24 protein-coding genes are annotated in these 26,424 nt (G+C 61.3%); 19 read left to right on the top strand and 5 right to left on the bottom strand.

Going from position 1 to position 26,424, the window contains the following annotated elements; translation table 11 throughout:
• Nucleotides 1–28: 28 nt before the first annotated feature.
• Nucleotides 29–982: a glutathione synthase gene (gshB, locus tag BK662_RS05925; protein WP_038980983.1), complete on the bottom strand. Its 954-nt coding sequence runs from the start codon at nt 980–982 to the stop codon at nt 29–31.
• A 233-nt stretch (nt 983–1,215) separates the two neighbouring features.
• Between gshB and pilG the strand changes: the two genes are divergently transcribed.
• The 6 genes from pilG (at nt 1,216) to BK662_RS05895 (ending at nt 11,194) form a co-directional block, all read left to right on the top strand.
• Complete coding sequence (pilG, locus tag BK662_RS05920; protein WP_038980984.1) at nt 1,216–1,620, top strand: twitching motility response regulator PilG; 405 nt, start codon at nt 1,216–1,218, stop codon at nt 1,618–1,620.
• 57 nt (nt 1,621–1,677) lie between these two features.
• A complete protein-coding gene (gene pilH / locus BK662_RS05915; protein ID WP_007897961.1) occupies nt 1,678–2,043 on the top strand; it encodes a twitching motility response regulator PilH in 366 nt (121 codons plus the stop codon).
• 10 nt (nt 2,044–2,053) lie between these two features.
• Nucleotides 2,054–2,608: a chemotaxis protein CheW gene (locus BK662_RS05910; RefSeq protein WP_123357317.1), complete on the top strand. Its 555-nt coding sequence runs from the start codon at nt 2,054–2,056 to the stop codon at nt 2,606–2,608.
• 140 nt (nt 2,609–2,748) lie between these two features.
• Nucleotides 2,749–4,806, top strand: a complete 2,058-nt coding sequence (locus BK662_RS05905; RefSeq protein WP_123357316.1) for a methyl-accepting chemotaxis protein — start codon at nt 2,749–2,751, stop codon at nt 4,804–4,806.
• A gap of 36 nt (nt 4,807–4,842) precedes the next feature.
• Entirely contained in the window at nt 4,843–10,746 is a 5,904-nt protein-coding gene (locus BK662_RS05900) for an Hpt domain-containing protein (RefSeq protein ID WP_123357315.1), read from the top strand.
• On the top strand, nt 10,739–11,194 hold the full coding sequence (locus tag BK662_RS05895) for a chemotaxis protein CheW (RefSeq protein ID WP_123357314.1): 456 nt from the start codon (nt 10,739–10,741) through the stop codon (nt 11,192–11,194). The genes BK662_RS05900 and BK662_RS05895 overlap by 8 nt, the downstream gene beginning before the upstream one ends.
• Before the next feature lie 242 nt (nt 11,195–11,436).
• Here the strand turns inward: BK662_RS05895 and BK662_RS05890 are convergent, their stop codons facing one another.
• Nucleotides 11,437–11,814, bottom strand: coding sequence for a DUF6124 family protein (locus BK662_RS05890; RefSeq protein ID WP_123357313.1), 378 nt, complete (start codon nt 11,812–11,814; stop codon nt 11,437–11,439).
• A gap of 832 nt (nt 11,815–12,646) precedes the next feature.
• On the opposite strand from BK662_RS05890, the gene mdcA reads away from it, so the two are divergent.
• From mdcA to madM, 9 genes are all read left to right on the top strand, one after another.
• Complete coding sequence (gene mdcA / locus BK662_RS05880; protein ID WP_123357311.1) at nt 12,647–14,317, top strand: malonate decarboxylase subunit alpha; 1,671 nt, start codon at nt 12,647–12,649, stop codon at nt 14,315–14,317.
• Nucleotides 14,317–15,192, top strand: coding sequence for a triphosphoribosyl-dephospho-CoA synthase (locus BK662_RS05875; RefSeq protein ID WP_123357310.1), 876 nt, complete (start codon nt 14,317–14,319; stop codon nt 15,190–15,192). Before mdcA ends, BK662_RS05875 begins: the two co-directional genes overlap by 1 nt.
• On the top strand, nt 15,192–15,491 hold the full coding sequence (locus BK662_RS05870; protein ID WP_007941972.1) for a malonate decarboxylase subunit delta: 300 nt from the start codon (nt 15,192–15,194) through the stop codon (nt 15,489–15,491). The genes BK662_RS05875 and BK662_RS05870 overlap by 1 nt, the downstream gene beginning before the upstream one ends.
• On the top strand, nt 15,484–16,335 hold the full coding sequence (locus BK662_RS05865) for a biotin-independent malonate decarboxylase subunit beta (protein WP_123357309.1): 852 nt from the start codon (nt 15,484–15,486) through the stop codon (nt 16,333–16,335). Before BK662_RS05870 ends, BK662_RS05865 begins: the two co-directional genes overlap by 8 nt.
• Nucleotides 16,332–17,135, top strand: coding sequence for a biotin-independent malonate decarboxylase subunit gamma (gene mdcE, locus BK662_RS05860; RefSeq protein ID WP_123357308.1), 804 nt, complete (start codon nt 16,332–16,334; stop codon nt 17,133–17,135). The genes BK662_RS05865 and mdcE overlap by 4 nt, the downstream gene beginning before the upstream one ends.
• Nucleotides 17,129–17,749 carry a malonate decarboxylase holo-ACP synthase gene (locus tag BK662_RS05855; RefSeq protein ID WP_123357307.1) on the top strand — a complete coding sequence of 207 codons (621 nt, stop codon included), beginning with the start codon at nt 17,129–17,131 and terminating at the stop codon, nt 17,747–17,749. Before mdcE ends, BK662_RS05855 begins: the two co-directional genes overlap by 7 nt.
• Nucleotides 17,746–18,657: a malonate decarboxylase subunit epsilon gene (gene mdcH / locus BK662_RS05850; protein WP_123357306.1), complete on the top strand. Its 912-nt coding sequence runs from the start codon at nt 17,746–17,748 to the stop codon at nt 18,655–18,657. Before BK662_RS05855 ends, mdcH begins: the two co-directional genes overlap by 4 nt.
• A gap of 66 nt (nt 18,658–18,723) precedes the next feature.
• The gene (gene madL, locus BK662_RS05845; protein ID WP_123357305.1) at nt 18,724–19,140 is read left to right on the top strand and encodes a malonate transporter subunit MadL; all 417 of its coding nucleotides are present in this window, start codon (nt 18,724–18,726) and stop codon (nt 19,138–19,140) included.
• Nucleotide 19,141: 1 nt separating this feature from the next.
• On the top strand, nt 19,142–19,906 hold the full coding sequence (gene madM, locus BK662_RS05840; RefSeq protein WP_123357304.1) for a malonate transporter subunit MadM: 765 nt from the start codon (nt 19,142–19,144) through the stop codon (nt 19,904–19,906).
• A 107-nt stretch (nt 19,907–20,013) separates the two neighbouring features.
• Here the strand turns inward: madM and BK662_RS05835 are convergent, their stop codons facing one another.
• Nucleotides 20,014–20,928, bottom strand: coding sequence for a LysR family transcriptional regulator (locus tag BK662_RS05835; RefSeq protein ID WP_123357331.1), 915 nt, complete (start codon nt 20,926–20,928; stop codon nt 20,014–20,016).
• A 270-nt stretch (nt 20,929–21,198) separates the two neighbouring features.
• On the opposite strand from BK662_RS05835, the gene trhA reads away from it, so the two are divergent.
• Complete coding sequence (trhA, locus tag BK662_RS05830; protein WP_123357303.1) at nt 21,199–21,816, top strand: PAQR family membrane homeostasis protein TrhA; 618 nt, start codon at nt 21,199–21,201, stop codon at nt 21,814–21,816.
• A gap of 59 nt (nt 21,817–21,875) precedes the next feature.
• Here trhA and BK662_RS05825 read toward each other — a convergent pair whose 3' ends face one another.
• Entirely contained in the window at nt 21,876–22,838 is a 963-nt protein-coding gene (locus tag BK662_RS05825) for a LysR family transcriptional regulator (protein ID WP_123357302.1), read from the bottom strand.
• Between the two features lie 107 nt (nt 22,839–22,945).
• Here BK662_RS05825 and BK662_RS05820 point away from each other — a divergent pair, with 107 nt between their 5' ends.
• Genes BK662_RS05820 through BK662_RS05810 form a run of 3 tightly spaced genes read left to right on the top strand, consistent with a single transcriptional unit; the run spans nt 22,946 to nt 25,486 of the window.
• The gene (locus tag BK662_RS05820; protein WP_123357301.1) at nt 22,946–24,187 is read left to right on the top strand and encodes a D-amino acid dehydrogenase; all 1,242 of its coding nucleotides are present in this window, start codon (nt 22,946–22,948) and stop codon (nt 24,185–24,187) included.
• An 18-nt stretch (nt 24,188–24,205) separates the two neighbouring features.
• On the top strand, nt 24,206–24,556 hold the full coding sequence (locus BK662_RS05815) for a RidA family protein (protein WP_123357300.1): 351 nt from the start codon (nt 24,206–24,208) through the stop codon (nt 24,554–24,556).
• A gap of 27 nt (nt 24,557–24,583) precedes the next feature.
• On the top strand, nt 24,584–25,486 hold the full coding sequence (locus tag BK662_RS05810) for a transporter substrate-binding domain-containing protein (RefSeq protein WP_123357299.1): 903 nt from the start codon (nt 24,584–24,586) through the stop codon (nt 25,484–25,486).
• Nucleotides 25,487–25,569: 83 nt separating this feature from the next.
• On the opposite strand, the gene BK662_RS05805 is transcribed toward BK662_RS05810, so the two are convergent.
• Entirely contained in the window at nt 25,570–26,289 is a 720-nt protein-coding gene (locus tag BK662_RS05805) for a 16S rRNA (uracil(1498)-N(3))-methyltransferase (RefSeq protein ID WP_123357298.1), read from the bottom strand.
• Nucleotides 26,290–26,424: the final 135 nt, after the last annotated feature.

Genomic DNA, 26,424 nt, shown 5'->3' with positions numbered 1-26,424 from the left:
ATGTTGGAAGTTTCTTGGCTGTTCTCGATCAACGAGTCTTGAGCTTCTGATCGATGGCATCCATCAGCAGGCCACCAATGTCGGTGCCGAACGCGTTATCGATCTCGCGAATGCAGGTCGGGCTGGTGACGTTGATTTCGGTCAGGTGCTCACCGATCACGTCGAGACCGACGAACAGCAGGCCCTTCTCACGCAGGGTCGGGCCGACTTGCGCGGCGATCCAGCGATCTTTCTCGGTCAGCGGTCGGGCTTCGCCACGGCCACCGGCGGCGAGGTTGCCACGGGTTTCACCGAGTGCGGGAATCCGTGCCAGGCAGTAATCCACCGGCTCGCCGTCGATCATCAGGATGCGCTTGTCGCCGTCGACGATCGCCGGCAGGTAACCCTGGATCATGATCTGCTGACGGCCATGCAAGGTCAGGGTTTCGAGGATCACTGACAGGTTCGGGTGGCCAGCGGTGTGACGGAAGATCGACGAACCGCCCATGCCATCCAGCGGCTTGAGGATCACGTCACCGTGATGGTCGGCGAATTCACGCAACACGTCCGGGCGACGGCTGACGATGGTCGGCGGCGTGCATTGCGGGAACAGCGTGGCGAACAGCTTTTCGTTGCAGTCACGCAGGCTTTGCGGCTTGTTGACCACCAGTACGCCGGCATTTTCCGCTTGTTCCAGCAAATACGTGGAATAGACGAATTCCATGTCAAAGGGCGGATCCTTGCGCATCAGGATCACGTCCAGGTCGCTCAGCAGCGCGTCGCTTTCGGCGCCCAGCTCAAACCATTTTTCCGGGTTGGCGAACACCTTCAGCGGACGCATCCGCCCGCGTGCCTCGCCTTCGGCCTGATACAAATCGCGCTGTTCCATATAGAACAGTTCCCAGCCACGCTTTTGCGCGGCCAGCAGCATGGCCAGCGAGCTATCCTTTTTATAGGAGATGCTGGCGATAGGATCCATGACAATCCCGACGCGAACGCTCATGGGGTTTTCCTCGAAATTGGGGTGGAAAGTGTTGTGAAAAAGTGGCGTCAGAGTGGCGCTGAGTGTGTTCCCGGTCAAGGAAAAACCACCGCCAGGGTCGCCCGATAGATTGGATGGGGAGACTGTGCTAAAAAGACTGCCATGTCGGGCTAGCCCTTGAGTATCAAGGGTTTCGAGTCGCCGATGAGCGGCAAACGGACAATTTGATTCACAAAGGCGACGGTAGAGCCACTATGGAACAGCATTCCAGCGCCTTGAAGGTCATGGTGATCGATGATTCGAAAACGATTCGTCGCACCGCCGAAACGCTGTTGAAAAACGTGGGCTGTGAAGTCATCACCGCAATCGATGGTTTCGATGCCCTGGCCAAGATTGCCGACAATCACCCCGGCATCATCTTTGTCGACATCATGATGCCGCGTCTGGATGGTTATCAGACCTGCGCTTTAATCAAGAACAACAGTGCGTTCAAGTCCACGCCAGTGATTATGCTGTCGTCCAAGGACGGGTTGTTCGACAAGGCCAAAGGCCGGATCGTCGGTTCCGACCAGTTTTTGACCAAGCCTTTCAGCAAGGAAGAACTGCTGAACGCGATTCAGGCCCATGTACCGGGCTTCGCCGCCGTTTCGCCGCAGTAGGACATGCACAGTGACGCTCGGCCATGGGGCCCGGTGTCGACAAGAATGGGGAAGACCATGGCACGTATTCTGATCGTCGATGACTCGCCGACTGAAATGTACAAACTGACCGGCATGCTCGAAAAGCACGGTCATGAGGTGTTGAAAGCCGAAAACGGCGCCGACGGCGTGGCCCTGGCCCGTCAGGAAAAACCCGACGCGGTGCTGATGGACATCGTCATGCCCGGCCTCAATGGTTTCCAGGCGACCCGTCAGCTGACCAAAGACCCGGAAACCGGGCACATTCCGGTGATCATCATCACCACCAAGGATCAGGAAACCGACAAAGTCTGGGGCACGCGCCAAGGCGCCAAGGACTACCTGACCAAACCGGTCGACGAAGACACCCTGATCAAAACCCTGAACAACGTGCTGGCCGGTTGATCGTCCGGTCATGACCGAGTCGCTGACGGCTTTCGAACTGCTGCTGCAGATTGACCAGCGCTGTCGTCTGCTGGCGGCGGACCTGCCGTCCCAGCCGACCCGACAGGACAGCTGGAGCGGCATCGGTTTTCGCTTGGGCGAGCATTGGTATGTCGCACCCATGGGCGAAGTCAGCGAAGTCCTGCACGAACCGCGTGTTACACAATTGCCGGGGGTCAAACCCTGGGTCAAGGGCGTGGCTAACCTGCGCGGGCGCCTGCTGCCGATCATGGATTTGCATGGCTTTTTTTATGGTTATGAGCCCGGCCATGAACTGCCTGCCTTGCGCAAGCAACGGCGGATATTGGTGGTGGAGCACAAAGACGTGTTTGCAGGGTTGATGGTCGATGAGGTCTTCGGCTTGCAGCACTTTGCCCAGGACAGTCTGGAGCCGGTGCCGGCCGATGACTTGCAAGGGCCGATGTCGGCGTTCGTCAAAGGCCGGTTTCAGCGTGAGCAGAAGTGGCAGGTGTTCAGCCCGTTTGCGTTGGCGCAGTCGCAAGGATTCATGAACGTAGCGCTGTAAACCCTGTGGGAGCGAGCCTGCTCGCGATTGAACGATAACGCGGTTTTTCTGATGCACTGCGGCGCCTGAATCGCGAGCAGGCTCGCTCCCACAGGTTCTTCGGCAAGCTTTACAGGGTGTTGGTTAACAGGCGAGGACCGATGATAAAAGCTAAAACAGGCAATCCAGAAGGGTCGCGCAGTCGGTCGAAGATCATCGTGCTGTTCATCGCGCTGATTGTCTTCATCATGCTGCTGTTCGCCAACTTCGCGTACCTCAACACCCAGGCGAATTACGACAAACAGTACATCGGCCACGCCGGTGAGCTGCGCGTGCTGTCCCAGCGCATTGCCAAGAACGCCACCGAAGCCGCCGCCGGCAAGGCCGCGGCGTTCAAGTTGCTCAGCGATGCACGCAACGACTTCGCCCAGCGTTGGGGCTATCTGAAGAAAGGCGATCCTGCCACCGGCCTACCGCCGGCACCGTCCACCGTGCGCCCGGAAATGCGCGCCGTGCAGCTGGATTGGGAGCGGCTGCTGAAAAACACCGACGCCATCCTCTCCAGCGAACAGACCGTGTTGTCCTTGCATCAAGTCGCCGCGACCCTGGCCGAAACCGTGCCGCAGTTGCAGGTCGAATATGAAAAGGTCGTCGAAACCCTCCTGCAACGTGGCGCTCCGGCCACGCAGGTGGCGATGGCCCAGCGTCAGTCGCTGCTGGCCGAGCGGATTCTTGGTGCGGTGAACACCGTACTGTCCGGCGATGAGAATTCGCAGCAGGCGGCCGACGCTTTCGGTCGCGACGCAGCGCGTTTCGGCCAGGTGCTCAACGGCATGCTTCAGGGCAATGCTGCGCTGAAAATCAGCCAGGTCGAAGACCGCGATGCGCGCGCCCGGTTGACCGAAATTTCCGAACTGTTTGAGTTCGTGTCGGGTTCCGTGGATGAAATCCTTGAAACTTCGCCGCAGCTGTTCAAGGTCCGCGAATCGGCCACCAACATCTTTACCCTGTCGCAAACCCTGCTCGATGAAGCCTCGCACCTGGCCAGCCGTTTCGAAAACCTCGCCGGTGGACGCAACACCGATACCATCGGCGGTTACGTGCTGGGTTTGCTCGCATTGACATCGATCATCCTCATCGGCCTGGTGATGGTGCGCGAAACCAACCGTCAGTTGCGGGAAACCGCGGAGAAGAACGAGCGCAACCAGAACGCGATCATGCGTTTGCTGGACGAAATCGAAGACCTCGCCGACGGCGACCTGACCGTGACCGCCTCGGTGACTGAAGACTTCACCGGGACCATCGCTGACTCGATCAACTATTCCGTCGACCAACTGCGCGATCTGGTGGCGACCATCAACCTCACCGCCGGCCAGGTCGCCGCCGCCGTGCAGGAAACCCAGGCCACCGCCATGCACCTGGCCCAGGCCTCGGAGCATCAGGCGCAGCAGATTTCCGAAGCCTCCACGGCCATCAACGACATGGCCCAGTCCATCGATCAGGTCTCGGCCAATGCTGCCGAATCCTCTGCGGTGGCCGAACGCTCGGTGGAGATTGCCAACAAGGGCAACGAAGTGGTGCATAACACCATTCATGGCATGGACAATATTCGCGAGCAGATTCAGGACACGGCCAAGCGCATCAAACGGCTGGGTGAGTCTTCTCAGGAAATCGGCGACATTGTCAGCTTGATCGATGACATTGCCGACCAGACCAACATCCTCGCCCTCAACGCGGCGATTCAGGCGTCCATGGCCGGTGACGCCGGACGCGGTTTTGCGGTGGTGGCCGACGAAGTGCAGCGTCTGGCCGAGCGTTCGTCCGCGGCGACCCGACAGATCGAAACGCTGGTGCGGGCGATTCAGACCGACACCAACGAAGCGGTGATTTCCATGGAGCAGACCACCACCGAAGTGGTGCGCGGCGCGCGTCTGGCGCAGGATGCCGGAGTGGCGCTGGAAGAAATCGAAGGTGTATCGAAGACCCTCGCGGCATTGATCCAGAGTATTTCCAACGCCGCGCAGCAACAGACTTCGTCGGCCGGCCAGATTTCCCTGACGATGAACGTGATCCAGCAGATCACCACGCAAACCTCGTCCGGCTCCACTGCCACCGCCGAGAGCATTGGCAACCTGGCGAAAATGGCCAGCCAGCTGCGACGTTTGGTGTCCGGTTTCACCTTGCCGGACGCTAAAACGCAGGCTGTGGACAAAGCTTGAACCGCCTCAGGGCGTATGCATTTGATTGGAGTAGTTATGGGTGATCGGCACGACTATGTGGCCCTCGAGTGGGTCAAAGGCGAGATTGCCGAAACGCTGAAACAGGCTCATCAGGCGATCGAAACCCTGATCGACGACCCGCAGGCGACGCACACGCTGAGTGAGTGTCTGGCCTGTGTCCATCAGGTTCACGGTAGTTTGCAGATGGTCGAGTTTTACGGCGCGGCCCTGCTCGCCGAAGAGATCGAGCAGTTGACCAGCGCCTTGCAGCAGAACCGCGTCAGCCATCGCGACGAGGCGATCCATCTGTTGCTGCAAGCCCTGGGGCAATTGCCGACTTACCTCGACCGGGTGCAAGGCGCCCGTCGTGATTTGCCTTTAGTCGTGTTGCCTTTGATCAACGACCTGCGCAGCGCCCGTGGCGAAAGCCTGTTATCGGAAACCAGCCTGTTCAGCCCGCAACTGTTGGAGCTGCCGCCCCTGAGCCAAGAAGCTCTGGCGCTGCTGGAACCGTCCGACTTGCCGAATGTGCTGCGCAAGTTACGGCAGATGTTGCAGATGGCGCTGGTCGGTTTGTTGCGCGAGCAGGATGACGAAACCCACTTCGGCTATCTGGCCAGGGTGTTTGCGCGCCTCGAAGCGCTGTGCGACAACGCGCCCCTGAGCCCGTTATGGCACGTCGCTTCGGCACTGGTCGAAGGCATGCGCAATGGCTCGATCGCCAACAGCCCGGCGTTGCGCAGCCTGTTCAAGGACGCCGACAAAGAGCTCAAGCGTTTGCTCGAACAGGGCATGCCCGGAATCAATCAACCGGCACCGCCGGAGCTGCTCAAGAGTTTGTTGTTCTATATTGCCAAGGCCGAACACCCCACCGGGCAGATGCTGACCATGAAAGATCGCTACTCACTTGACGATGCGCTACCCGACGGCGCGATGGTCGATGAAGAACGGGCACGGCTGGCCGGCCCTGACCGCGACGCCATGCGTTCGGTATTGTCGGCGCTGTGCGAAGAGCTGGTGCGGGTCAAGGAGCGCCTGGACCTGTTCGTGCGCAGCGACCGTCAGCACACCTCGGACCTCGAAAGCCTGCTGGCGCCCCTGCGGCAAATCGCCGACACCCTGGCGGTGCTCGGTTTCGGCCAGCCGCGCAAGGTCATCATCGATCAACTGGCGGTGGTGCTGAGCCTCGCCCAGGGCCAGCGTGAACCCAACGACGCGACCCTCATGGACGTTGCCGGGGCCTTGCTTTACGTCGAAGCGACCCTGGCCGGCATGGTCGGTACCGTGGAGCCGGAAAGCCAGGAAGACAGCCGTCTGCCGACCACCGACCTGACGCAGATCCATCAGATCGTGATCAAGGAAGCGCGCATTTGCCTGCAACAGGCCAAGGACATGATCGTCGACTACATCGACGCCGATTGGGACCGCCAGCATTTGCAACCCTTGCCGGCGTTGCTGACCCAAGTGCGCGGTGCGTTGGCGATGATTCCGTTGGCCCGCGCGGCGAGCCTGGTCGAGACCTGCAACGGCTTCATCCGCGAGCATCTGCTGGTGGACCCGGACCAGCCTGGCTGGCAGCAACTGGACAGCCTGGCCGACGTCATCACCAGCATCGAGTATTACCTGGAGCGCCTCAGCGACGACCCCGAAGCGCCGGGAGAACACCTGCTCGACGTCGCGGAAAAAGGCCTGGCCTCACTCGGCTTCTTCCCCAGCGAACAGCAGGTGCCGATGCTCAAGGATGTACTCAGCCCCAGTGAAGCCCTGGTCATGCAGGACATGCAGGAACTCGACGACCCCGAAACCGTTCAGTCTCTGGCCGAAATGTTGGCCAGCCCGGTGTCGTCCGTCAACCCGCCAGCCCTGACCACGCCGGGTAGCCTGTTGCCGCCGCCCGCCGGTGAAGAACCGGTGGACGATGAGCTGCGGGAAGTCTTTCTCGAAGAGACTGACGAGGTGCTGGAAGTCCTCGAGGAGTATCTGCCGCGCTGGTCGGCCAATCCCGACAGCACATCGGCCTTGAGTGAACTGCGTCGCGCCTTCCACACCCTCAAAGGCAGTGGCCGGATGGTTCGCGCGCTGGTGCTCGGTGAGTTGGCCTGGGCGGTGGAAAACCTGCTCAACCGCGTGCTTGAGCACAGCGTTGCACCTGGGCCTGCGGTGCAACAACTGGTGGGCGATGCGCTGAAGCTGCTACCGGAACTGGTGGCCGAGTTCGCCGCCAATGCCCAGCGCCAACGCAACGATGTCGATCAATTGGCCGCCCGCGCCCATGCCCTCGCCAAGGGTGATAAACCGGTGTCCGATGAGGACGTGCAGGATGTCGCGGCGCTCGATCCACTGTTGCTGGAGATATTCCGCAACGAAGCCGAAACCCATTTGAGCAGCCTCAATCGCTTCCTCGACCAAGCCTCCGAACACGTACCGCTTCAGGCCAGCGACGAGTTGCAACGGGCGTTGCATACGCTCAAGGGCAGCGCCTCGATGGCCGGCGTACTGCCGATTGCCGAGTTGGCGGCATCGCTGGATGAACTGGCCCGAGAGTACAAGGCGCACCGAATTGCCCTTGATCTGGATGAAGTCGAATTGCTGCTGGAAGCTGAAGGGCTGTTCCGCCTTGGGCTGCGACAACTCAAGAGCGACCCGCTGGCTGAAATCCCCGACGCTCGCTTGCTGATCGAGCGAACCAAGGCAGTGCTGGCCGAGCGTCTGCAAAGCCTGTTGAGCACGCCCAATACGAAGCTGCGCATCAAGCGCGATCCGCAACTGATCAACAATTTTCTCGCCCAGGGCATGGACATCCTGCTGGACGCCGAAAGCCTGATACAGCGCTGGCAGCAGCATCCCGGCGAGCGGCAGGAACTCAGCGCGCTGCTGGACGAACTGACCACCCTCGGCGAAGGCGCGCACCTGGCCGATCTGCATCCGGTGGATGAGCTCTGCGAAGCATTGCTCGACCTCTATGGCGCGGTGGAAGAAAGCAGCCTGGCGGTCAGCGACAGGTTTTTCCACGAGGCGCAAAGTGCCCATGAAGCGCTGATCAACATGCTCGACGAACTGGCTGCCGGCCAGGAAGTCACTGCGCAACCGGAGCGCGTTCGGGCGTTGCGCGGCTTGCTCGACGAGAGTCTCGATCCATCCTCCATGGGCCTGATCCGCAGTGACGGCAGCCGCACCCTGAGCATCCGCGAGCTGGGTAGCGCCACCGCCGAGCTGGAGCAGAGCGCGACGCAGGTGGAGCTGGACGACGAAATCGTTTCGATCTTCCTTGAAGAAGCGGTGGATATCCTCGAAAGCGCCGGCCAGGCCTTGCAGCGTTGGCTGAGTGACCCGGACAACGCCGCGCCGCTGTCGTCCTTGCAGCGCGATTTGCACACCCTCAAGGGCGGTGCGCGGATGGCCGAGGTCGAGCCGGTCGGCGATCTGGCCCATGAACTGGAAAGCCTTTACGAAGGCCTGGTGGACCGCCGTTACAGCCACAGCGAAACGCTGGCGCAGTTGCTGCAGCAAAGCCATGACCGACTGGCCATGTTCCTTGATCAGTTGCAGCACAATCGTCCGTTGGGTGATCCGGGTGAGTTGATCGCGGCCATTCGTGAGTTTCGCCAAGGCAATGCCGGCAGCGTCGAGGTGATCGAGCCAGCGGTCGGCAATGACTCGGCGGGCCATGATCCCGAGCTTCTGGAGATCTTCCTCGAGGAAGGTTTCGACATCATCGAAAACTCCGGCGCGGCACTGTTGCGCTGGCAGGCCGAGCCGTCGAATCGCCAGGAAGTGGAAACACTGTTGCGCGACCTGCACACCCTCAAGGGTGGCGCACGGATGGTGGAAATTGCGCCGATTGGCGACCTGGCCCATGAACTGGAATTCCTCTACGAAGGCTTGTCGGCTGGCGTGCTGCAACCCACCGCCGAGCTGTTCTCGCTGTTGCAACGCAGCCATGACCGACTGGCGCAGATGCTCGACGCCACCCGCGCCGGTCAGCCATTGCCGCCGGCCGATCGGCTGATCGACGCGATCAAGAATTTCAGCCACCCGGCGGTGTCCGAAACTCCGGAGTCGGTGGTGATGCCCGCCGCCCCCAAAGCCGAGCCAGCCGCACCACAACCCGAAGGCGCCGACACGGTCAAGGTCTCGGCGGAATTGCTCGATGACCTGGTCAATCTGGCCGGTGAAACTTCAATCTTCCGTGGCCGCATCGAACAACAGGTCAACGACGCACGGGTGGCCCTGAGCGAGATGGAAACCACCATCGAACGCATGCGCGACCAGTTGCGCCGCCTGGATACCGAAACCCAGGGGCGGATTCTCAGCCGTCAGCAAGTCGAGGCTGAACGCCTGGGGTACGAAGAGTTCGACCCGCTGGAGATGGACCGTCACTCGCAGCTGCAACAGTTGTCGCGGGCACTGTTCGAGTCTGCCTCCGACCTGCTTGACCTCAAGGAAACCCTCGAGCGGCGCAATCAGGATGCGGAAAACCTGCTGCAACAGCAGGGCCGCATCAACACCGAATTGCAGGAAGGCCTGATGCGCACGCGCATGGTGCCGTTCGAGCGAATGCTGCCGCGTTTGAAACGCATCGTTCGGCAGGTCGCCAGCGAACTGGGCAAGGACGTGGACTTCGTCGTCGGCAACGCCGAAGGCGAGATGGACCGCAACGTCCTCGAACGCATGGCCGCGCCGCTGGAACACATGCTGCGCAACGCCGTCGACCATGGGCTGGAATCGGCCGAGGTGCGAATCGCGGCGGGTAAACCGGCCCAAGGCAAGATCACCCTGGATTTGTCCCGAGAGGGCGGCGACATCATTTTCGACATCCGCGACGACGGTGCCGGCGTGCCTTTGGACGCCGTGCGGCGCAAGGCGATCAAACGCGGGTTACTCCACCCGGACAGCAACATCAGCGACCGCGACGTGCTGCAATTCATCCTGCAACCGGGGTTCTCCACCGCCGAGAAAATCACTCAGATCTCCGGGCGTGGCGTCGGCATGGACGTGGTTCATGAAGAAGTCCGGCAGCTCGGCGGCGGCATGACCATCGACTCTGTGCCGGGGCAGGGCGTGCATTTCCGGATTCGCCTGCCGTTCACCGTGTCGGTCAACCGCGCGCTGATGGTGCAGTGCGCAGAGGATCAATACGCGATCCCGCTGAACACCATCGACGGCATTGTTCGGGTGTTGCCCAACGAACTTGAGGGGCATTACCGGCTCGATCCGCCGACCTACGAATACGCCGGGCAACGTTATGAGTTGTGCTATCTCGGTGAGCTGCTGAAAACCAGCCCCCGCCCGAAACTGCTGGGCCAGAACCTGCCGTTGCCGATGTTGCTGGTGCAATGCAACGAGCGGCATGTCGCGGTGCAGGTGGATGCCATGGCCGGCACCCGGGAAATCGTGGTCAAAAGCCTTGGCCCGCAGTTCGCCGCGGTGCAGGGTTTGTCCGGCGCGACGATTCTCGGCGATGGCCGGGTGGTGCTGATTCTCGACTTGCTGTCGCCGATCCGCGCGATGCAAGCGCGGGTGCCGCAACGACCGGTGACGCAGGACGTAGAGCCCGAGTCGCAACGGCCGTTGCTGGTCCTGGTGGTCGACGATTCGGTCACCGTGCGCAAGGTCACCAGCCGTCTGCTGGAACGCCACGGCATGAACGTGCTGACCGCCAAGGACGGGGTCGACGCCATGTTGCTGCTCGAAGAACACATGCCCGACCTGATGCTGCTGGACATCGAAATGCCGCGCATGGACGGTTTCGAAGTGGCGACCCAGGTGCGCGCCGACGAGCGCTTGCAGCATCTGCCGATCATCATGATCACCTCCCGTACCGGCCAGAAACACCGCGACCGCGCCATGGCCATCGGCGTCAACGACTACCTTGGCAAGCCATACCAGGAATCGGTGCTGCTCGACAGCATCGCCCGGTGGAGCAAAACCCATGCATGAACACCGCTCCAGCAACCTCACTGGGCTTTTATTGCCCTTGGCGGATCGCAACCTGATCCTGCCCAATGTCGCTGTCGCTGAACTCATCGATTACCAACCCGGCGCCTTCGACCTCGACACACCGCCGTGGTATCTGGGGTTGGTGAAGTGGCGGGATCGGCAGATTCCGTTGCTCAGTTTCGAGTCGGCGTGTGGCAACAAAGTGGTGATCGGTGAGCGAGCCCGGATCGTCATCCTCAATGCCCTCGGCGGGCGGTCTGAGCTGAAGTTCATTGCGCTGCTGGTGCAGGGGATTCCGCGGTCTTACAAGCTGGATAGCCAGTTGAGCTATGTCGATGTGCCGTTGTGTTCGCTGGAGCAGGCGGCGGTGCAGGTGGGGGAGCAAGTGGCGAAGGTGCCGGATTTGCTCGCGCTGGAAGAACTGCTAGTGAGTGCGGGTCTGGTCTGACCGGATCCCTGTGGCGAGGGAGCTTGCTCCCGCTGGGTCGCGAAGCGGCCCCAAAACCTGAAACCGCGGTCTATCAGGTACACCGCACGCATCTTCCTGCGGCGAGGGGGCTTGCCCCCGTTCGGCTGCGCAGCAGTCGTAAAACCATTGTTCTCGGCTTACCTGATACTGCTCGGTCGCAGGTTTTTGGGCTGCTGCGCAACCCAACGGGAGCAAGCTCCCTCGCCACAGGGGTTTCTGCGTTAAACCCCGGCTTGAGCCTTCATCTGCAACGACTCATGATGATCCAGCACCCGCTCCACCAACAACTGCACGCCATCTGCCAAACGGCTGAGCGCCAAGGCTACAGAGCGGCGTGAGCCTTCCACATCGTCCGCCAGATCGGCAGCAATGGCGCTGATGGACAGCAGGTCTTCGGAGGCATTGGCCAGAAGGGCTTCGGTGTCGATATCGGGGGAGACGGTGAAGAGCTGGGACTTACGGCGTTTGGCGGGTTTTTCGTGGGGTGACGGGAAGTAATGGGAGAAGGCGCGGTCAGCGGCTTCCTTCATTTTTTCTGCATCGAGGGATGCTTGGGAATCGGTCCCGGATTCTGGCGGGTTGGGAGTAGCTTTGAACATAGTGAATCTCCATTTACTGAGTTTCAGCTGCTCCATTCGGTTTCCAGGCGAAGGGGTGGCAGCTGTACGCAGGCTGGAACCCGGGCAAACGGACAAAACCCGGCAGACACAAAGGTCTCCCGCGCACAGCCGCCATAACGGAGTGCACACATTAAAGGTGCGCAAGCATACGTTATGAAAGGCGCTTTTGCCTCGTTAACACCTCGGGATTCCAGGCCCGGTCGCTGAGGTTGGCAGCGACATACAAACGATAAAGATCAACGCAAAACCGCACCAGTCAGCGCCTTCCGGCATTGCTGTAGGCCGCGACGCAAGGTTGTGTAGCCTCTCACCGTTCCAGCGGACAAACTTTTAAACACAAAACCCCAGGCTGTCGGACCTCCCTGTGGTGAGGGGGCTTGCCCCCGTTGGGTTGCGAAGCAGCCCCAAAACCTGCAATCGAGGTGTATCAGGTACGCCGAGAACAATGGTTTTACGACTGCTGCGCAGCCGAACGGGGGCAAGCCCCCTCGCCACAGGGGGCCTGCGCCAGGTTGAGGATTCCCAAAAAGGGACCGATCGGTCCTATTTTGGGACTTATCGGTTATTTGCTCTCTGCCATGAGCGACGAAATTTTCGTCATCGAAAGCTGCGGGGATTGTTCTGGCCCCATCGCGAGCAGGCTCACTCCCACAGGGGTGACGCATTCCAATGTGGGAGCGAGCCTGCTCGCGATGGCGTCGGCACGGCCAACCATTAACTTGACCGTAACGATCCACCACTCTGCTTGATTGATGCCCCCCACCCAACGCTCCTAAGGTGACTCCCACGACAGCGAACCCGTGGAGTGGTCATGACAACAACAATATCCCCCGACTCGCGATGGACGTGGCGGCGCAGCGAAAAGCAGCGGCGTCTCGAGCTGGTGCGGGGTTTCGCCGACGGTGTGGTGCTGCCCACCGACAAGATCGTTGCGGCGCTGGAGGCGTTGATTCTGCCCGGCGACCGTGTGGTGCTGGAGGGCAATAACCAGAAGCAGGCGGATTTCCTGTCCCGCTCCCTGGCCAAGGCCGATCCGGGCAAGCTGCATGACTTGCACATGATCATGCCCAGCGTCGGGCGTTCTGAGCACCTGGACCTGTTCGAGCGTGGAATCGCCCGCAAGCTCGACTTCTCGTTCGCCGGCACCCAGAGCCTGCGCATCAGCCAGTTGCTTGAAGACGGTTTGCTGGAAATCGGCGCGATTCACACCTACATCGAGCTCTACGCGCGGCTGGTGGTCGACCTGATTCCCAACGTCGTGCTCTCGGCCGGTTTCATGGCCGACCGCGCCGGCAACATCTACACCGGGCCGAGCACCGAAGACACCCCCGCATTGATCGAGCCTGCCGCCTTCAGCGACGGCATCGTCATCGTCCAGGTCAACCAATTGGTGGACGATGTCAGCGAACTGCCCCGTGTCGACATTCCCGCGTCCTGGGTCGACTTCGTGGTGGTAGCCGACAAGCCGTTCTACATCGAACCGCTGTTCACCCGCGACCCACGCCACATCAAGCCAGTGCATGTGTTGATGGCGATGATGGCGATCCGCGGGATCTACGAAAAACACAACGTTCAATCGCTCAACCACGGCATTGGTTTCAACACCGCGGCCATCGAACTGATCCTGCCGACCTACGGCGAATCCCTCGGTTTGAAGGGCAAGATCTGCCGCAACTGGACGCTCAATCCTCACCCAACCTTGATCCCGGCCATCGAAAGCGGCTGGGTCGAAAGCGTGCATTGCTTTGGCACCGAACTGGGCATGGAAAACTACATCGCCGCTCGACCGGATGTGTTCTTCACCGGCCGTGACGGTTCACTGCGCTCCAACCGGATGTTCTGCCAACTGGCCGGGCAATACGCGGTGGACCTGTTTATCGGCGCGACCCTGCAAGTCGACGGCGACGGTCATTCCTCTACCGTGACGCGCGGTCGCCTGGCCGGTTTCGGTGGTGCGCCGAACATGGGTCACGACCCGCGCGGTCGCCGCCATGGCACGCCGGCCTGGCTCGACATGCGTCACGACGATGCTCCTGAAGCCTTGCTCGAACGCGGCAAAAAGCTCGTGGTGCAAATGGTCGAGACCTTCCAGGAGGGCGGCAAACCGACCTTCGTCGAAACCCTCGATGCGGTGGACGTGGCGAAGAAAAGCGGCATGCCGCTGGCGCCGATCATGATCTACGGCGACGACGTCACCCACCTGCTCACCGAAGAAGGCATCGCCTATTTGTACAAAGCCCGTTCCCTCGAAGAACGTCAGGCGATGATCGCTGCCGTCGCCGGGGTGACCGCCATCGGCTTGCGCCACAACCCGAAAGACACCGCGCGCATGCGTCGCGAAGGCCTGATCGCCTTGCCCGAAGACCTCGGCATCCGCCGCACCGACGCCACCCGCGAGTTGCTTGCAGCGAAAAGCGTGGCCGATCTGGTGGAGTGGTCCGGTGGCCTCTACAACCCACCCGCCAAGTTCAGGAGCTGGTAATGCGCGCATTCAACCTGCAACCGAAACCTTTAACCCTGACTGAGCGACTGGCGGATCTCGCGGTGGACGCGCTGATCGATGAAGCCGATCTGTCGCCGAAACCGGCGCTGGTCGACCGTCGCGGCAATGGCGCGCACACCGATTTACACCTGAGCCTGATGCACGCCTCGGCGCTGTCGTTGTGGCCGGCGTTCAAGGCAATGGCAGAAGCGGCCATCGAGTTTGGCGAAGTCGGTTTACCCCTGCGCGAAGCCCTTGGGCGGATTGGTCGTGACGGTGAGCAAACGATGCTCGCCACCACCAACGGTGTGAATACTCATCGTGGCGCGATCTGGGCCTTGGGGCTGTTGGTCGCTGCGGCGACGCTGGAATGCACGAATACCAAAGCAAGCGCCGTGACCTTGCGCGCTGCACGTCTGGCTTTGCTCGACGACCGTTACGCGCCGCGTCCTCTGAGTCATGGCGCCCAAGTCGCCCAGCGTTATGGCGCTCGCGGTGCACGCGAAGAAGCACAGCTGGGCTTTCCGGCGGTGATTCAGCGCGCACTGCCGCAACTCAAACTCAGCCGCGCCGCAGGCCATGGCGAACAGAATGCTCGGCTCGACGCCTTGCTGGCGATCATGACCCATCTCTCCGACACCTGCGTGCTCTACCGCGCGGGCGAACAAGGCCTGCAGACGATGCAACTCGGCGCCCAAGCAGTGCTCGACGCCGGCGGCAGTGCGAGCCTGGCCGGTCGCCGCCGTTTGCATGAGCTGGACCAACAATTAATCGCGTTGAATGCCTCGCCCGGCGGCGCTGCGGACTTGCTCGCAGCCTGCCTGTTTATCGACCGTATCGACGCGGGCGGCGGCATCTTCCAGGGAGCGTTTTGATGGAAACCTTATCCTTTGAATTCCCCGCCGGGCAACCGCCTCGGGGCAGAGCGCTGGTGGGCTGTGTGGGCTCGGGCGATCTGGAAGTGCTGATCGAACCGGGGCTGGCCGGCAAGCTGACGATCCAGGTGCAGACCTCGGTCAACGGCAGTGAACAACGCTGGCAGCATCTGTTCGCGCGGATGTTCGACGGCCAGACACCGCCCGCGATGGCGATCGATATCCATGATTTCGGCGCCACTCCCGGCGTGGTGCGTTTGCGCCTGGAACAAGGCTTCGAGGAGATCGGCCATGACTGACAGCGCAGCGCTTCTCAACAAACACAGTTTCGTCGAACTCGGCGCCCGCCAACGGGCAAAAGCGCTGCTCGACGCAGGTACTTTTCGTGAGCTGCTCGACCCGTTTCAGCGCGTCATGTCGCCATGGCTGTCACGCCAGGGCGTGGTGCCGCAAGCCGATGACGGCGTGGTGATCGCCAAGGGCACCCTCGGTGGTTTGCCGGTGGTGATCGCGGCCATCGAAGGTGCGTTTCAGGGCGGCAGCCTGGGTGAAGTCGGCGGGGCGAAGATTGCCGGTGCACTGGAACTGGCCGCCGAGGACAACCGCAAAGGCATTCCCACTCGCGCCGTGTTGCTGCTGGAAACCGGTGGCGTACGTTTGCAGGAGGCCAATCTCGGGCTGGCGGCGATTGCCGATATTCATGCGGCGATTGTCGATTTGCGCCAGTACCAACCGGTAGTCGGCGTAGTCGCCGGCAGCGTCGGTTGCTTTGGCGGCATGTCGATTGCCGCCGGGTTGTGCAGCTATTTGCTGGTGACTCAGGAAGCGCGCCTTGGCCTCAACGGCCCCCAAGTGATCGAGCAGGAAGCCGGACTTGAGGAATACGACTCCCGTGACCGGCCGTTTATCTGGAGCCTGACCGGCGGCGAGCAGCGGTTCGCCAGTGGGTTGGTGGATCGCTACGTGGCTGACGACGTGGCGCAGATTCAGCAGCAGGTCGGCGAATTGCTCAAGCAGGGTTTGCCGGCGCAGCAACGCAGTCGCCAGGCCGAATGGTTCCTGCAACGGCTGGCGCGTCTGGACGCCGAACCACAAATCGAGCCGGCGACGGTTCGCGATCTGTATCAAGGAGAGCGCTCATGAGTTCGTATTCCCTGAGAGGCTTGAACTGGTTCAAGGCCTTGAGTGCCGGCGCGAAATCGGTCGAGGGTTTACCGGCGTCGTTGAAAGTCGCTGACGGCTTATTGGGTGAGCAGCCCGTGCGTTTTATCGCGGTAGTGGCCGATCCCGACAACCGTTTCGTCCGCGCCCGCAATGGCGAGGTCGGTTTGCTGGAAGGCTGGGGCTTGGCCAAAGCGGTGGATGACGTCATTGCTGCGGATAACGACAAGCCTCAAAAACGCGCCTTGATCGCCATTGTCGATGTGCCGAGCCAGGCTTACGGCCGGCGCGAAGAAGCGCTCGGCATTCATCAAGCCTTGGCCGGTGCTGCGGACAGTTATGCCCGCGCCCGACTGGCCGGGCACGCGGTGATTGGTTTGCTGGTGGGCAAGGCGATGTCTGGCGCCTTTCTCGCTCATGGCTATCAGGCCAACCGGCTGATCGCATTGCGCGATCCGGGCGTGATGGTGCATGCGATGGGCAAGGCGTCGGCGGCGCGAGTGACGTTGCGCAGTGTCGAAGAACTTGAAGCCTTGGCCGCCAGCGTGCCGCCAATGGCGTATGACATCGACAGCTTTGCCAGCTTGGGTTTGCTTTGGGAAACCTTGTCGGTGGATCAGATCGAACAGCCGACGACGGCGGATCTGGCGCGGGTGAACGAGTGTCTGGTTCAGGCGATTGAAAATGTCGAGGCTGATCATCGTGATTTGAGCGGCCGCTTGGGTGCGAGCAATCGCGCCGCGTCGAGCAAGGTTCGCCAACTGCTGAGAGAGCAGTGGTGAACACGCTTCTGGCCCACGACCTGCTGTGGGGGATGACCCCGCAGCAGTTGCCTGCGGATGCGCCTGCGTGGGCGGTCGAGTCGATCGGCGCGGGTCAGCCGGTGGTGGTTCGGCGTGCGATGACCGAGCCGGATCAAATCGCAGTCGGGGTGCGCGGACGCTTGCGCGAGCAGCGTTATGCAACGTCGATGGCGATCGCAGCGATTTCGCGTCGGGTAAGGCCGGAAGAGCTGTGTCATGTCGAGACGGTTCGGGACCTACCGGCGTTGCGAGCGCTGGCGCAATTGCGACCAATGCTCGACGCCTGCGGTTGGGTGTGGGGTGTCAGCGGCAGCGCCGGATTTGAATTGGCCAGCGGTTTTGCGGCGCTCCATGAGCGCAGCGATCTGGACTTGATTCTGCGTACACCGCAACCGTTGAGCCGACTTCAAGCGCAAGAGTTGGTGACACTTCTCGGCACCGCTGAATGTCTGGCCGACATGCAATTGCAGACACCTTATGGCGCTGTGGCTCTGCGCGAATGGGCCGGCCCATCGCATCGGGTGCTGCTCAAAAACGCTCAGTTCGCCTGCCTGGTCAGCGATCCCTGGAACCCGCAGGAGCAAGCAGCGTGAGCAGTTTGCTGGTGTTCCCCGGCCAGGGCGCGCAGCAACCGGGCATGCTCCATCGTTTGCCTCGGGAAACGCTGATCGAGGCGAGTGAGGTGCTGGGTGAAGATGTTTTGTTGCTCGATTCTGCCGAGGCGTTGCAGTCGACGAGGGCGGTTCAGCTGTGCCTGCTGATCGCCGGAGTGGCCGCTTCACGTCAGTTGTTATTGAGCGCGGATTACGTGGCCGGATTGTCCATCGGTGCTTATCCCGCAGCGGTGGTTGCCGGTGCCTTGAGTTTCAGCGATGCACTGCATCTGGTCAGTCTGCGCGGCGAACTGATGCAGCAGGCTTATCCTCAGGGCTATGGCATGACCGTGATCATCGGTCTGGATCTGGCGACGGTGGAAGGTTTGCTGGCGCAGGTTCACAGCCTCGACACGCCGGTTTACCTGGCCAACATCAACGCCGATAACCAAGTGGTCATTGCCGGCAGCGATGGGGCGATGAAAGCGGTTGCCGAGTTGGCGAAAAGTCGTGGTGCCGGGCTGGCCAAACGCCTGACGGTCAGCGTGCCGTCCCATTGCCCGCTGCTGGAAGCTCCGGCGAAAATCCTGGCCGAAGCCTTCGCCAAGGTGCAATTGAAAACGCCGATTCTGGGTTATCTGAGCGGCAGTCGCGCCCGGCCTGTTATCAATCCCGAGGCGTTACGCGACGACCTGGCCTTCAACATGTGCCGTGTGGTGGATTGGCGCGGCACGGTGCAAAGCGCTTACGAGCGTGGCGTACGTCTACAGATCGAACTGCCGCCCGGTGCGGTGTTGACCGGGCTGGCGCGCCGGGTGTTCGAGCAGGGCACCGTGATTGCCTTCGACGGTGCGCGGCTAGATACCTTGCAGGCGCTGTTGCGTGAGGAGGGAGGCCGCCAACCCTAGACCACCGACTCAGGTTGCGAATTACAAAAACAACAATTCCGACGATGCACTTTGAGGACTACAACAATGATTATTTACGGTGTGGCGCTGTTGGCGATCTGTACGCTGGCAGGGGTGATCATGGGTGACATGCTTGGCGCATTGCTGGGCGTGAAATCCAACGTCGGCGGGGTCGGGATCGCGATGATCCTGCTGATTTGCGCGCGGTTGTGGATGCAAAAACGCGGCGGCATGACCAAGGACTGCGAGATGGGCGTCGGCTTCTGGGGCGCCATGTACATTCCGGTAGTGGTGGCGATGGCCGCGCAACAGAACGTCGTTACCGCTCTGCACGGCGGCCCGGTGGCGGTGCTGGCGGCGATTGGTTCGGTGGTGCTCTGCGGCTGCACCATTGCGCTGATCAGCCGGACCCACAAGGGCGAACCCTTGCCCGATGAACCGGCGGACATAACGCCGGTTGGCGCACCGGCAGGAGGTCGCTGATATGTGGGAACTCATCGAGAAAGGTCTGGTAAATAACAGTCTGGTTACGGCGTTCGCCTTCGTCGGCGTGGTCATGTGGGTGTCGGTGGTGTTGTCTAAACGCCTGACCTTCGGACGAATTCACGGCTCGGCGATTGCCATCGTCATCGGCCTGGTGCTGGCCTGGGTCGGCGGCACCATGACCGGCGGGCAAAAAGGCCTGGCGGATTTGTCGCTGTTTTCCGGCATTGGTTTGATGGGCGGCGCGATGTTGCGTGACTTCGCCATCGTCGCCACCGCGTTCGAGGTGCAGGCCACCGAAGCGAAAAAGGCCGGGATGATTGGTGTTATCGCGCTGCTGCTGGGCACAATCCTGCCGTTCATTGTCGGGGCGAGTATTGCCTGGGTGTTCGGTTATCGCGATGCAATCAGCATGACCACCATTGGCGCAGGCGCAGTGACGTACATCGTCGGGCCAGTGACCGGGGCCGCGATTGGTGCCACGTCCGATGTTATGGCGTTGTCGATTGCCACCGGGCTGATCAAGGCGATTCTGGTGATGGTCGGTACGCCGATGGCGGCGCGCTGGATGGGGCTGGATAATCCGCGCTCGGCGATGGTGTTTGGCGGGCTGGCCGGGACTGTCAGCGGTGTGACCGCCGGATTGGCGGCGACGGATCGGCGGCTGGTGCCGTATGGCGCGTTGACGGCGACGTTCCACACCGGGCTTGGGTGCTTGCTTGGGCCTTCGTTGCTGTACTTCATTGTTCGCGGGATTATGGGTTAAGCCGGTAGATAATCACTGACTGTTCCGGCGCCATCGCGAGCAGGCTCGCTCCCACATTGGAATGCAATCCCCTGTGGGAGCGGGCTCGCGATAGCCGCAACACGGTTTCAGGCCTGCCGATTGGCATACATCCGACACTCTGCCAAAAGCGCCAGCAAATTCGGGTCACGCTCCTTGGCCTTCAGAAACACCACGCCGATGTGCTGCTGCAACCGATACTTTTCCTGCAATGGAATCAGCTTCACCCGGTTCTCATACACCGCCGCAATCCTTCCCGGCAGCAACGCATAACCCACCCCCGAACTGACCATGCTCAGCAGCGTGAAGATGTCGTTGACCTGCATCGCCACCTTCGGCTCGAACCCCGCCTGCTTGAACACCCGAATACCGTCCTGGTGTGTGGCGAAGCCTTGGGTCAAGGTGATGAATGTCTCGTCGCGCACCTCGGCCAGATCGACTTCGGCCCGCTGGGCAAAGGGCGAATCAGCCGGCGTAGCGAGGAAGATGTCATCGGAAAACAGCGGAATCTGCTCACAGTCCGGGTCGTTGACGCTGTCGTCCAGCGACACCAGGATCGCGTCGACTTCCATGTTCTTGAGCTTGTACAACAGGTCGATGTTCGAGCCCAGGATCAAGTCGATATTGAGTTCACTGCGGCGGATTTTCAGGCCCATGATCAGCTGCGGCACGGTTTTTACCGTCAGCGAATACAGTGAGCCAAGCTTGAAGCGCTCAGCGGAGAACCCGGCAGCTTCGCGGGTCAGGCGCACGCTTTCGAGTACGTCCTGAATCAGCTTCTGCGCCCGTTCTTCCAGCACATAAGCGCTTTCGAGTGGGGTCAGGTTGCGGCCTTCGTGTTTGAATAGCGGGCAACGCAGGGCGCTTTCCAGAGAGTGAATGGCGCGATGCACGCTAACGTTGCTGGTTTGCAACTCGGCGGCGGCGCGGGCCAGGTTGCCGGTGCGCATGAAGGCCAGGAACACCTCGAGTTTTTTCAGGGTCAACTCTTCATCGATCAACATGGGCCAGACTCTTATTCGAATCGCTCGATTGTGCCCAATTGGCTGACGTTTGGCTCGATGGCTTTTGTAGGAGCTGCCGAAGGCTGCGATCTTTTGATCTTCAGCACTTTCAAGGGCACCTGGAATCAGGATCAAAAGATCGCAGCCTCGTTTCACTCGACAGCTCCTACGCAGCTCCTACAGTTGGCATTGTGTTCTGAAACATTGCGCTTTTAGTCTCAAGGCTTGAGCCTTGCGCGCAGTGGTAATGAATTTTGAGGTGAGCAACACATGTATCACGGGGAAAGATTGAACGCCTGGACGCATCTGGTCGGGGCGGTGGCGGCGCTTGTCGGGGGCGTGTGGCTGCTGGTGATCGCCAGTATGGACGGCAGTCCGTGGAAGATCGTCAGCGTGGCGATTTACGCGTTCACCTTGCTGGTGCTCTACAGCGCGTCGACCGTGTACCACAGCGTGCGCGGGCGCAAGAAAGCGATCATGCAGAAGATCGATCACTTTTCGATCTACCTGCTGATTGCCGGCAGTTACACACCGTTCTGCCTGGTGACCCTGCGCGGGCCATGGGGCTGGACGTTGTTCGGGATTGTCTGGGGACTGGCGCTGATCGGCATCCTGCAAGAGATCAAACCCCGCTCGGAAGCGCGGATTCTGTCGATCGTGATTTACGCGGTGATGGGCTGGATCGTGCTGGTGGCGGTCAAGCCATTACTGGCGGCACTGGGACCAGTCGGCTTTACCTGGCTGGCGTCGGGCGGGGTGTTGTACACCGTGGGGATTGTCTTTTTTGCGCTGGACAGCCGTTTGCGCCATGCCCACGGGGTCTGGCATCTGTTTGTGATTGCCGGGAGCTTGCTGCACTTTGTGGCGATTCTGTTTTATGTCTTGTAGATCGCGTTGCAGCTATTTGCAAAACCTGTGGGAGCGAGCCTGCTCGCGAAAGCGTCCGGTCAGTCGAGATCATCGCTGACTGATCCACCGCATTCGCGAGCAGGCTCGCCCCCACTGGGACACAGGTGATCCAGTTGCGCCTGCGCCCGTCGGCTGAACACCTGCAACAAATCGCTCAAGGTGTGTGGCGGTGGTTCGTCGGCGCGGGTCACTGCGTACAGGGTGATCGGCAGCGCCGGCGCCAGGGGGCGAATCGCCGTGGTGGCGGGGGACGCGCCGAGTGCGGTGAACGGGTCGATCACTGCTAGCCCGGCCCCGGATTCAACCATCGCCCGCGCCAGCGAATAAGTCTGCACCGCAATGCGTACCTTTGGCGGCGGATCGACCGCCTCAAGGTAGCTGTCGAGTCTGGCGGCCAGCGGGTCGGCGCTGGACAGGCCGATCAGCGGCGCACCGGCCAGTTCGATCAACGGCAGCGGTTTACCGTGAGTGTCGTCGGCCCAAAAACCTTTCGGCGCCAGCGCCACCAGCATCCCACAGGCCAGGGCCTGCGCTTTCAGGCCCGGATGATCGGGCAGTTGCAACGTCAGGGCGACATCCACTTCGCGCATCAACAAGTTTTGCATCAGCTCGCGGCTGTGGGCGCTGGACAGTTCGCAGACGATTTCCGGGTAGCGTTGCGTCCATTCGTTGATTGCCGGCGGTAACAGCGACAAGGCCAGTGCCGGGATCGCGCCGATCCGTACACTGTGGCCCGGCTCGCGGCGCAGGCTCTGGGCCAGACGTCGCACGCCTTGCAGGCTTTCGGTGACCTTGTCGACTTCGCGCTCAAGCTCCAGGGCTTCGGGCGTCGGCTGCAATTTACCGCGCACCCGCAGGAATAATGGAAAGCCCAATTGCTGTTCGGCGTGTTGCAGCACTTTGCTCACCGCCGGCTGCGACACGTGCAGCAACTGGGCGGCGCCACTGACCGAACCGGTCTGGCGAATAGCCTGAAAAATCTCGATGTGTCGCAGTCGCATGGCAAGTCCATAACCTTTGTTTATGGGTCAGGCATCTTTATGCATTGTTCAACGGCTGTCACCTGGTCCTAACCTGAAGCACGTTCCAACAACGCTTAAGGACAGACATGGCTCAGCGGGTTTGCATCATCGGTGGCGGCGTCATCGGGCTGACAACGGCTTACGCACTGGTTCGCGACGGCATCGACGTGACGCTGATCGAGGCCCGGGATTCGTTTGCCAGCGAGACCAGTTTCGCCAATGGCGGCCAGTTGTCCTACCGCTATGTCGCGCCACTGGCCGATGCCGGCGTACCGTTGCAGGCGCTGGGCTGGATGTTGCGCGGTGACTCGCCCTTGAAGCTGCGTCCGCGCCTGGACCCGGCGCAATGGCGCTGGATGGCGTCCTTTCTGGCGGCCTGCCGGCGTTCGGTGAATCAGCGCAACGGCGCACACTTGCTGCGCCTGGCGCTGCTGAGCCAGGCCACGCTGCAAGGCTGGCGCGACGAAGATCGCCTCGACGGTTTCGACTGGCGGCGCAACGGCAAACTGGTGACGTTTCGTGAAGCGGCGAGTTTCGAGCACGCGCGCCAAGGGCTGGCTGATCCGCGACAGCAACAGGTGTTGTCCCGGGCCGAGTGCGCACAGTTGGAGCCGGCACTTGCCGAAGCGCCGTTTGTGGGCGCGATCTACACGCCCGATGAAGAAGTCGCCGATTGCCATGCTTTCTGTCTGCAACTGGCGGCCCGGCTCAAGGCGTCGGGGCGTTGCGAGTTTTTGCTGGGCCACACGGTCACCGGCATTCGCCACGGGGATGGCGCGGTGCAGGCCATCGAAATGGGCGCGCAGGTATTGCCGGTCGAGCAACTGGTGATCGCTGCCGGTCATCGCAGCCCGGCGCTGGCGTTGCCAGGCATGAACCTGCCGCTGTATCCGCTCAAGGGCTATAGCCTGAGCATGCCGATCCGCGCCGAACATCACGCGCCAGAGCTGAGCATTACCGATTACAACCGCAAGATCGTTTACGCCCGCATCGGGGCACAACTGCGCGTAGCGGCGATGGTCGACATTGTCGGTTTCGACCCGGCGCTCGATCCCAAGCGCTTGACGCTGATCAAGCGCCAGGCGCAGGAAACCTTACCCAATGCCGGCGATTACGACGCTGCCATCGAATGGGCCGGCATGCGCCCGGCGACTCCCAGCGGCGTGCCGTTGATTGGTGCCACGGCGTACCGCAACCTCTGGCTCAACCTCGGTCATGGCGCCTTGGGCTTTACTTTGGCCTGCGGTAGCGCTCGGCTGCTGAGTGAGTTGATTGCCCGGCGCGCACCCTCGATCGAAATGCAGGGCCTCGCACCCCGCGTCGCCTGACTGGAAAAGGAAGAACCGATGAGCATCAAGCGTTTCAACAGCAACAGTCGACTCTCTGGCGCCGTGACCTTTGGCGAGCTGGTGTTTCTATCGGGACAGGTGCCGGGTGACAGCAGCGATGCCGCCGGCCAAACCGCAGAGGTGCTGGCAAAAATCGACGGGTTGCTGGCCGAGGCTGGCAGCGACAAGGATCACGTGCTCAACGCGACGATTTACCTGAGTGACATTGGCCGCGATTTCGCCGCCATGAACGAGGTCTGGTCACAATGGTTGTCGCCGGACAAGGCGCCGACCCGCACCACGTTGCAGGCGCAACTGGCCCGTCCAGAGGTTCTGGTGGAAATCACCGTGATCGCCGCCCGCCGCTAATCACACTACCCACAACGGAGAATAACAATGCAAAAAATCACGTTGATCGGCTGCACCCTCGGCCTGCTGCTCGCCAGTCAGGTCCAGGCCAATGAAGCGCCGCTGACCGGCACGCTGAACAAGGTTGCCAATACCAAGAGCATCACGCTGGGTTATCGCGACGCGTCGGTGCCGTTCTCTTACGTGGGTGATCACACGGGGCAGCCGATGGGTTATTCGGTGGACCTGGCGAGCAAGATTGTCGAGCGCATCAAGCAAAAACTCGAGCTGCCGGATCTGCAGGTGAAGTACAACCTGGTGACCTCGCAAACGCGCATTCCTCTGGTGCAGAACGGCACGGTCGACCTTGAATGCGGCTCGACCGGCGTGACCGCCGAGCGCATGCAGCAAGTGGCGTTTTCCTATGGGTTCATCTATGTGAAGGGGCAGTTGCTCACGGCGAAGGACAGCGGCATCAAGAGCTTCGCCGACCTGCGCGGCAAGAACGTCGTGACCACCGCCGGGACCACCAATGAGCGGTTTCTGAAGAGCTACAACGTCGATCACAAGATCGATATGTTCGTGATCAGCGCCAAGGACCACGGCGAAGCATTCCAGATGCTGCAGTCAGGGCGGGCGGCGGCGTTCTATATGGACGATGCGCTGCTTTACGGTGAGCGCGCCAAGGCCCGCGATCCGCATAAGTGGGTCGTGGTGGGCGAGGAGCAATCGCGGGAAATCTACAGCTGCATGGTGCGCAAGGGCGATCCGCAATTTCTCGAATTGGTGAACTCGACGCTCGCCGATTTGTACAGCTCAGGGGAAATCAACGGCATCTACAACCGCTGGTTCCAGCAGCCGATTCCGCCTAAAGGTTTGAACCTTGAGTTTCCGATGACCAGCGAACTCAAGGCGATCATTGCCAAACCGGTGAGTGATCCGGTGCAATAGATCAAGATCAAAAGATCGCAGCCTTCGGCAGCTCCTACGATGGGAACGCGATCCCTGTAGGAGCTGCCGCAGGCTGCGATTTTTTAGAAGTCACCCCAAAGTTGCTGGGCCACCGCCAACGCCACCACCGGCGCGGTTTCGGTGCGCAACACGCGAGGGCCGAGGCGGGCGGCGTGAAAACCGCCAGCCTTGGCCTGCTCGACTTCAGCGTCGGACAACCCGCCTTCCGGGCCGATCAGAAACGCCAGCGTCGCCGGTTTCGCATGGCTCACCAGCGGCTCGGCCACCGGGTGCAGCACCAGCTTCAATTCGGCCTGCGTCTGCTTCAGCCAATCGGCCAACAGCAGTGGCGGATGAATCACCGGCACCGACGAGCGCCCGCACTGCTCGCAGGCGCTGATCGCCACCTGACGCCAGTGCATCAGGCGTTTGTCGGCGCGTTCGTCCTTGAGGCGGACTTCGCAGCGATCGGTGAAGATCGGGGTGATTTCGCTGACGCCCAGTTCGGTGGCTTTCTGAATCGCCCAGTCCATCCGCTCGCCACGGGACAAGCCCTGGCCGAGATGGACCGCAAGCGACGACTCGACCTGCCCGGCGAAGCTTTCATCGATGTTCACCACGACGCGCTTCTTGCCGACGTCCGCCAGCGTGCCGCGAAACTCATGGCCCGAGCCGTCGAACAATTGCACCGCATCACCCTCGGCCATGCGCAGCACGCGGCTGATGTAATGGGCCTGGGCCTCGGGAAGCTCGTGTTCGCCGATGCTCAAGGGGGCGTCGATAAAGAAGCGGGACAGTCTCATGCTGGGTCTCTGTAAAAAGTCGAATGTAGCAGCGTGGGCAATCAGCTTTTGTGGCGAGGGAGCTTGCTCCCGCTGGGTTGCGAAGCAGCCCCAAACCCGGCGACCGCGTTTTGTCAGTTAAAACGCGCAAACCGG

Source organism: Pseudomonas frederiksbergensis (assembly GCF_003732275.1).
GTDB classification, from domain to species: Bacteria; Pseudomonadota; Gammaproteobacteria; order Pseudomonadales; family Pseudomonadaceae; genus Aquipseudomonas; species Aquipseudomonas frederiksbergensis_H.
Note: the sequence above shows the minus strand (reverse complement) of the source record. Positions and strands in the feature narration are given on the sequence as shown.

Excerpts from the sequence above, each read along its gene's own strand:
- BK662_RS05835 (WP_123357331.1), bottom strand. The coding sequence starts at position 20,928 with ATGTTGATCGATGAAGAGTTGACCCTGAAAAAACTCGAGGTGTTCCTG.
- BK662_RS05910 (WP_123357317.1), top strand. The coding sequence starts at position 2,054 with ATGACCGAGTCGCTGACGGCTTTCGAACTGCTGCTGCAGATTGACCAG.
- pilH (WP_007897961.1), top strand. The coding sequence starts at position 1,678 with ATGGCACGTATTCTGATCGTCGATGACTCGCCGACTGAAATGTACAAA.
- madM (WP_123357304.1), top strand. The coding sequence starts at position 19,142 with ATGTGGGAACTCATCGAGAAAGGTCTGGTAAATAACAGTCTGGTTACG.
- BK662_RS05805 (WP_123357298.1), bottom strand. The coding sequence starts at position 26,289 with ATGAGACTGTCCCGCTTCTTTATCGACGCCCCCTTGAGCATCGGCGAA.
- BK662_RS05895 (WP_123357314.1), top strand. The coding sequence starts at position 10,739 with ATGCATGAACACCGCTCCAGCAACCTCACTGGGCTTTTATTGCCCTTG.
- madL (WP_123357305.1), top strand. The coding sequence starts at position 18,724 with ATGATTATTTACGGTGTGGCGCTGTTGGCGATCTGTACGCTGGCAGGG.
- BK662_RS05870 (WP_007941972.1), top strand. The coding sequence starts at position 15,192 with ATGGAAACCTTATCCTTTGAATTCCCCGCCGGGCAACCGCCTCGGGGC.
- BK662_RS05810 (WP_123357299.1), top strand. The coding sequence starts at position 24,584 with ATGCAAAAAATCACGTTGATCGGCTGCACCCTCGGCCTGCTGCTCGCC.
- pilG (WP_038980984.1), top strand. The coding sequence starts at position 1,216 with ATGGAACAGCATTCCAGCGCCTTGAAGGTCATGGTGATCGATGATTCG.
- BK662_RS05890 (WP_123357313.1), bottom strand. The coding sequence starts at position 11,814 with ATGTTCAAAGCTACTCCCAACCCGCCAGAATCCGGGACCGATTCCCAA.
- BK662_RS05825 (WP_123357302.1), bottom strand. The coding sequence starts at position 22,838 with ATGCGACTGCGACACATCGAGATTTTTCAGGCTATTCGCCAGACCGGT.
- BK662_RS05900 (WP_123357315.1), top strand. The coding sequence starts at position 4,843 with ATGGGTGATCGGCACGACTATGTGGCCCTCGAGTGGGTCAAAGGCGAG.
- BK662_RS05905 (WP_123357316.1), top strand. The coding sequence starts at position 2,749 with ATGATAAAAGCTAAAACAGGCAATCCAGAAGGGTCGCGCAGTCGGTCG.
- BK662_RS05815 (WP_123357300.1), top strand. The coding sequence starts at position 24,206 with ATGAGCATCAAGCGTTTCAACAGCAACAGTCGACTCTCTGGCGCCGTG.
- BK662_RS05865 (WP_123357309.1), top strand. The coding sequence starts at position 15,484 with ATGACTGACAGCGCAGCGCTTCTCAACAAACACAGTTTCGTCGAACTC.
- trhA (WP_123357303.1), top strand. The coding sequence starts at position 21,199 with ATGTATCACGGGGAAAGATTGAACGCCTGGACGCATCTGGTCGGGGCG.
- gshB (WP_038980983.1), bottom strand. The coding sequence starts at position 982 with ATGAGCGTTCGCGTCGGGATTGTCATGGATCCTATCGCCAGCATCTCC.
- BK662_RS05875 (WP_123357310.1), top strand. The coding sequence starts at position 14,317 with ATGCGCGCATTCAACCTGCAACCGAAACCTTTAACCCTGACTGAGCGA.
- BK662_RS05820 (WP_123357301.1), top strand. The coding sequence starts at position 22,946 with ATGGCTCAGCGGGTTTGCATCATCGGTGGCGGCGTCATCGGGCTGACA.
- mdcA (WP_123357311.1), top strand. The coding sequence starts at position 12,647 with ATGACAACAACAATATCCCCCGACTCGCGATGGACGTGGCGGCGCAGC.
- mdcE (WP_123357308.1), top strand. The coding sequence starts at position 16,332 with ATGAGTTCGTATTCCCTGAGAGGCTTGAACTGGTTCAAGGCCTTGAGT.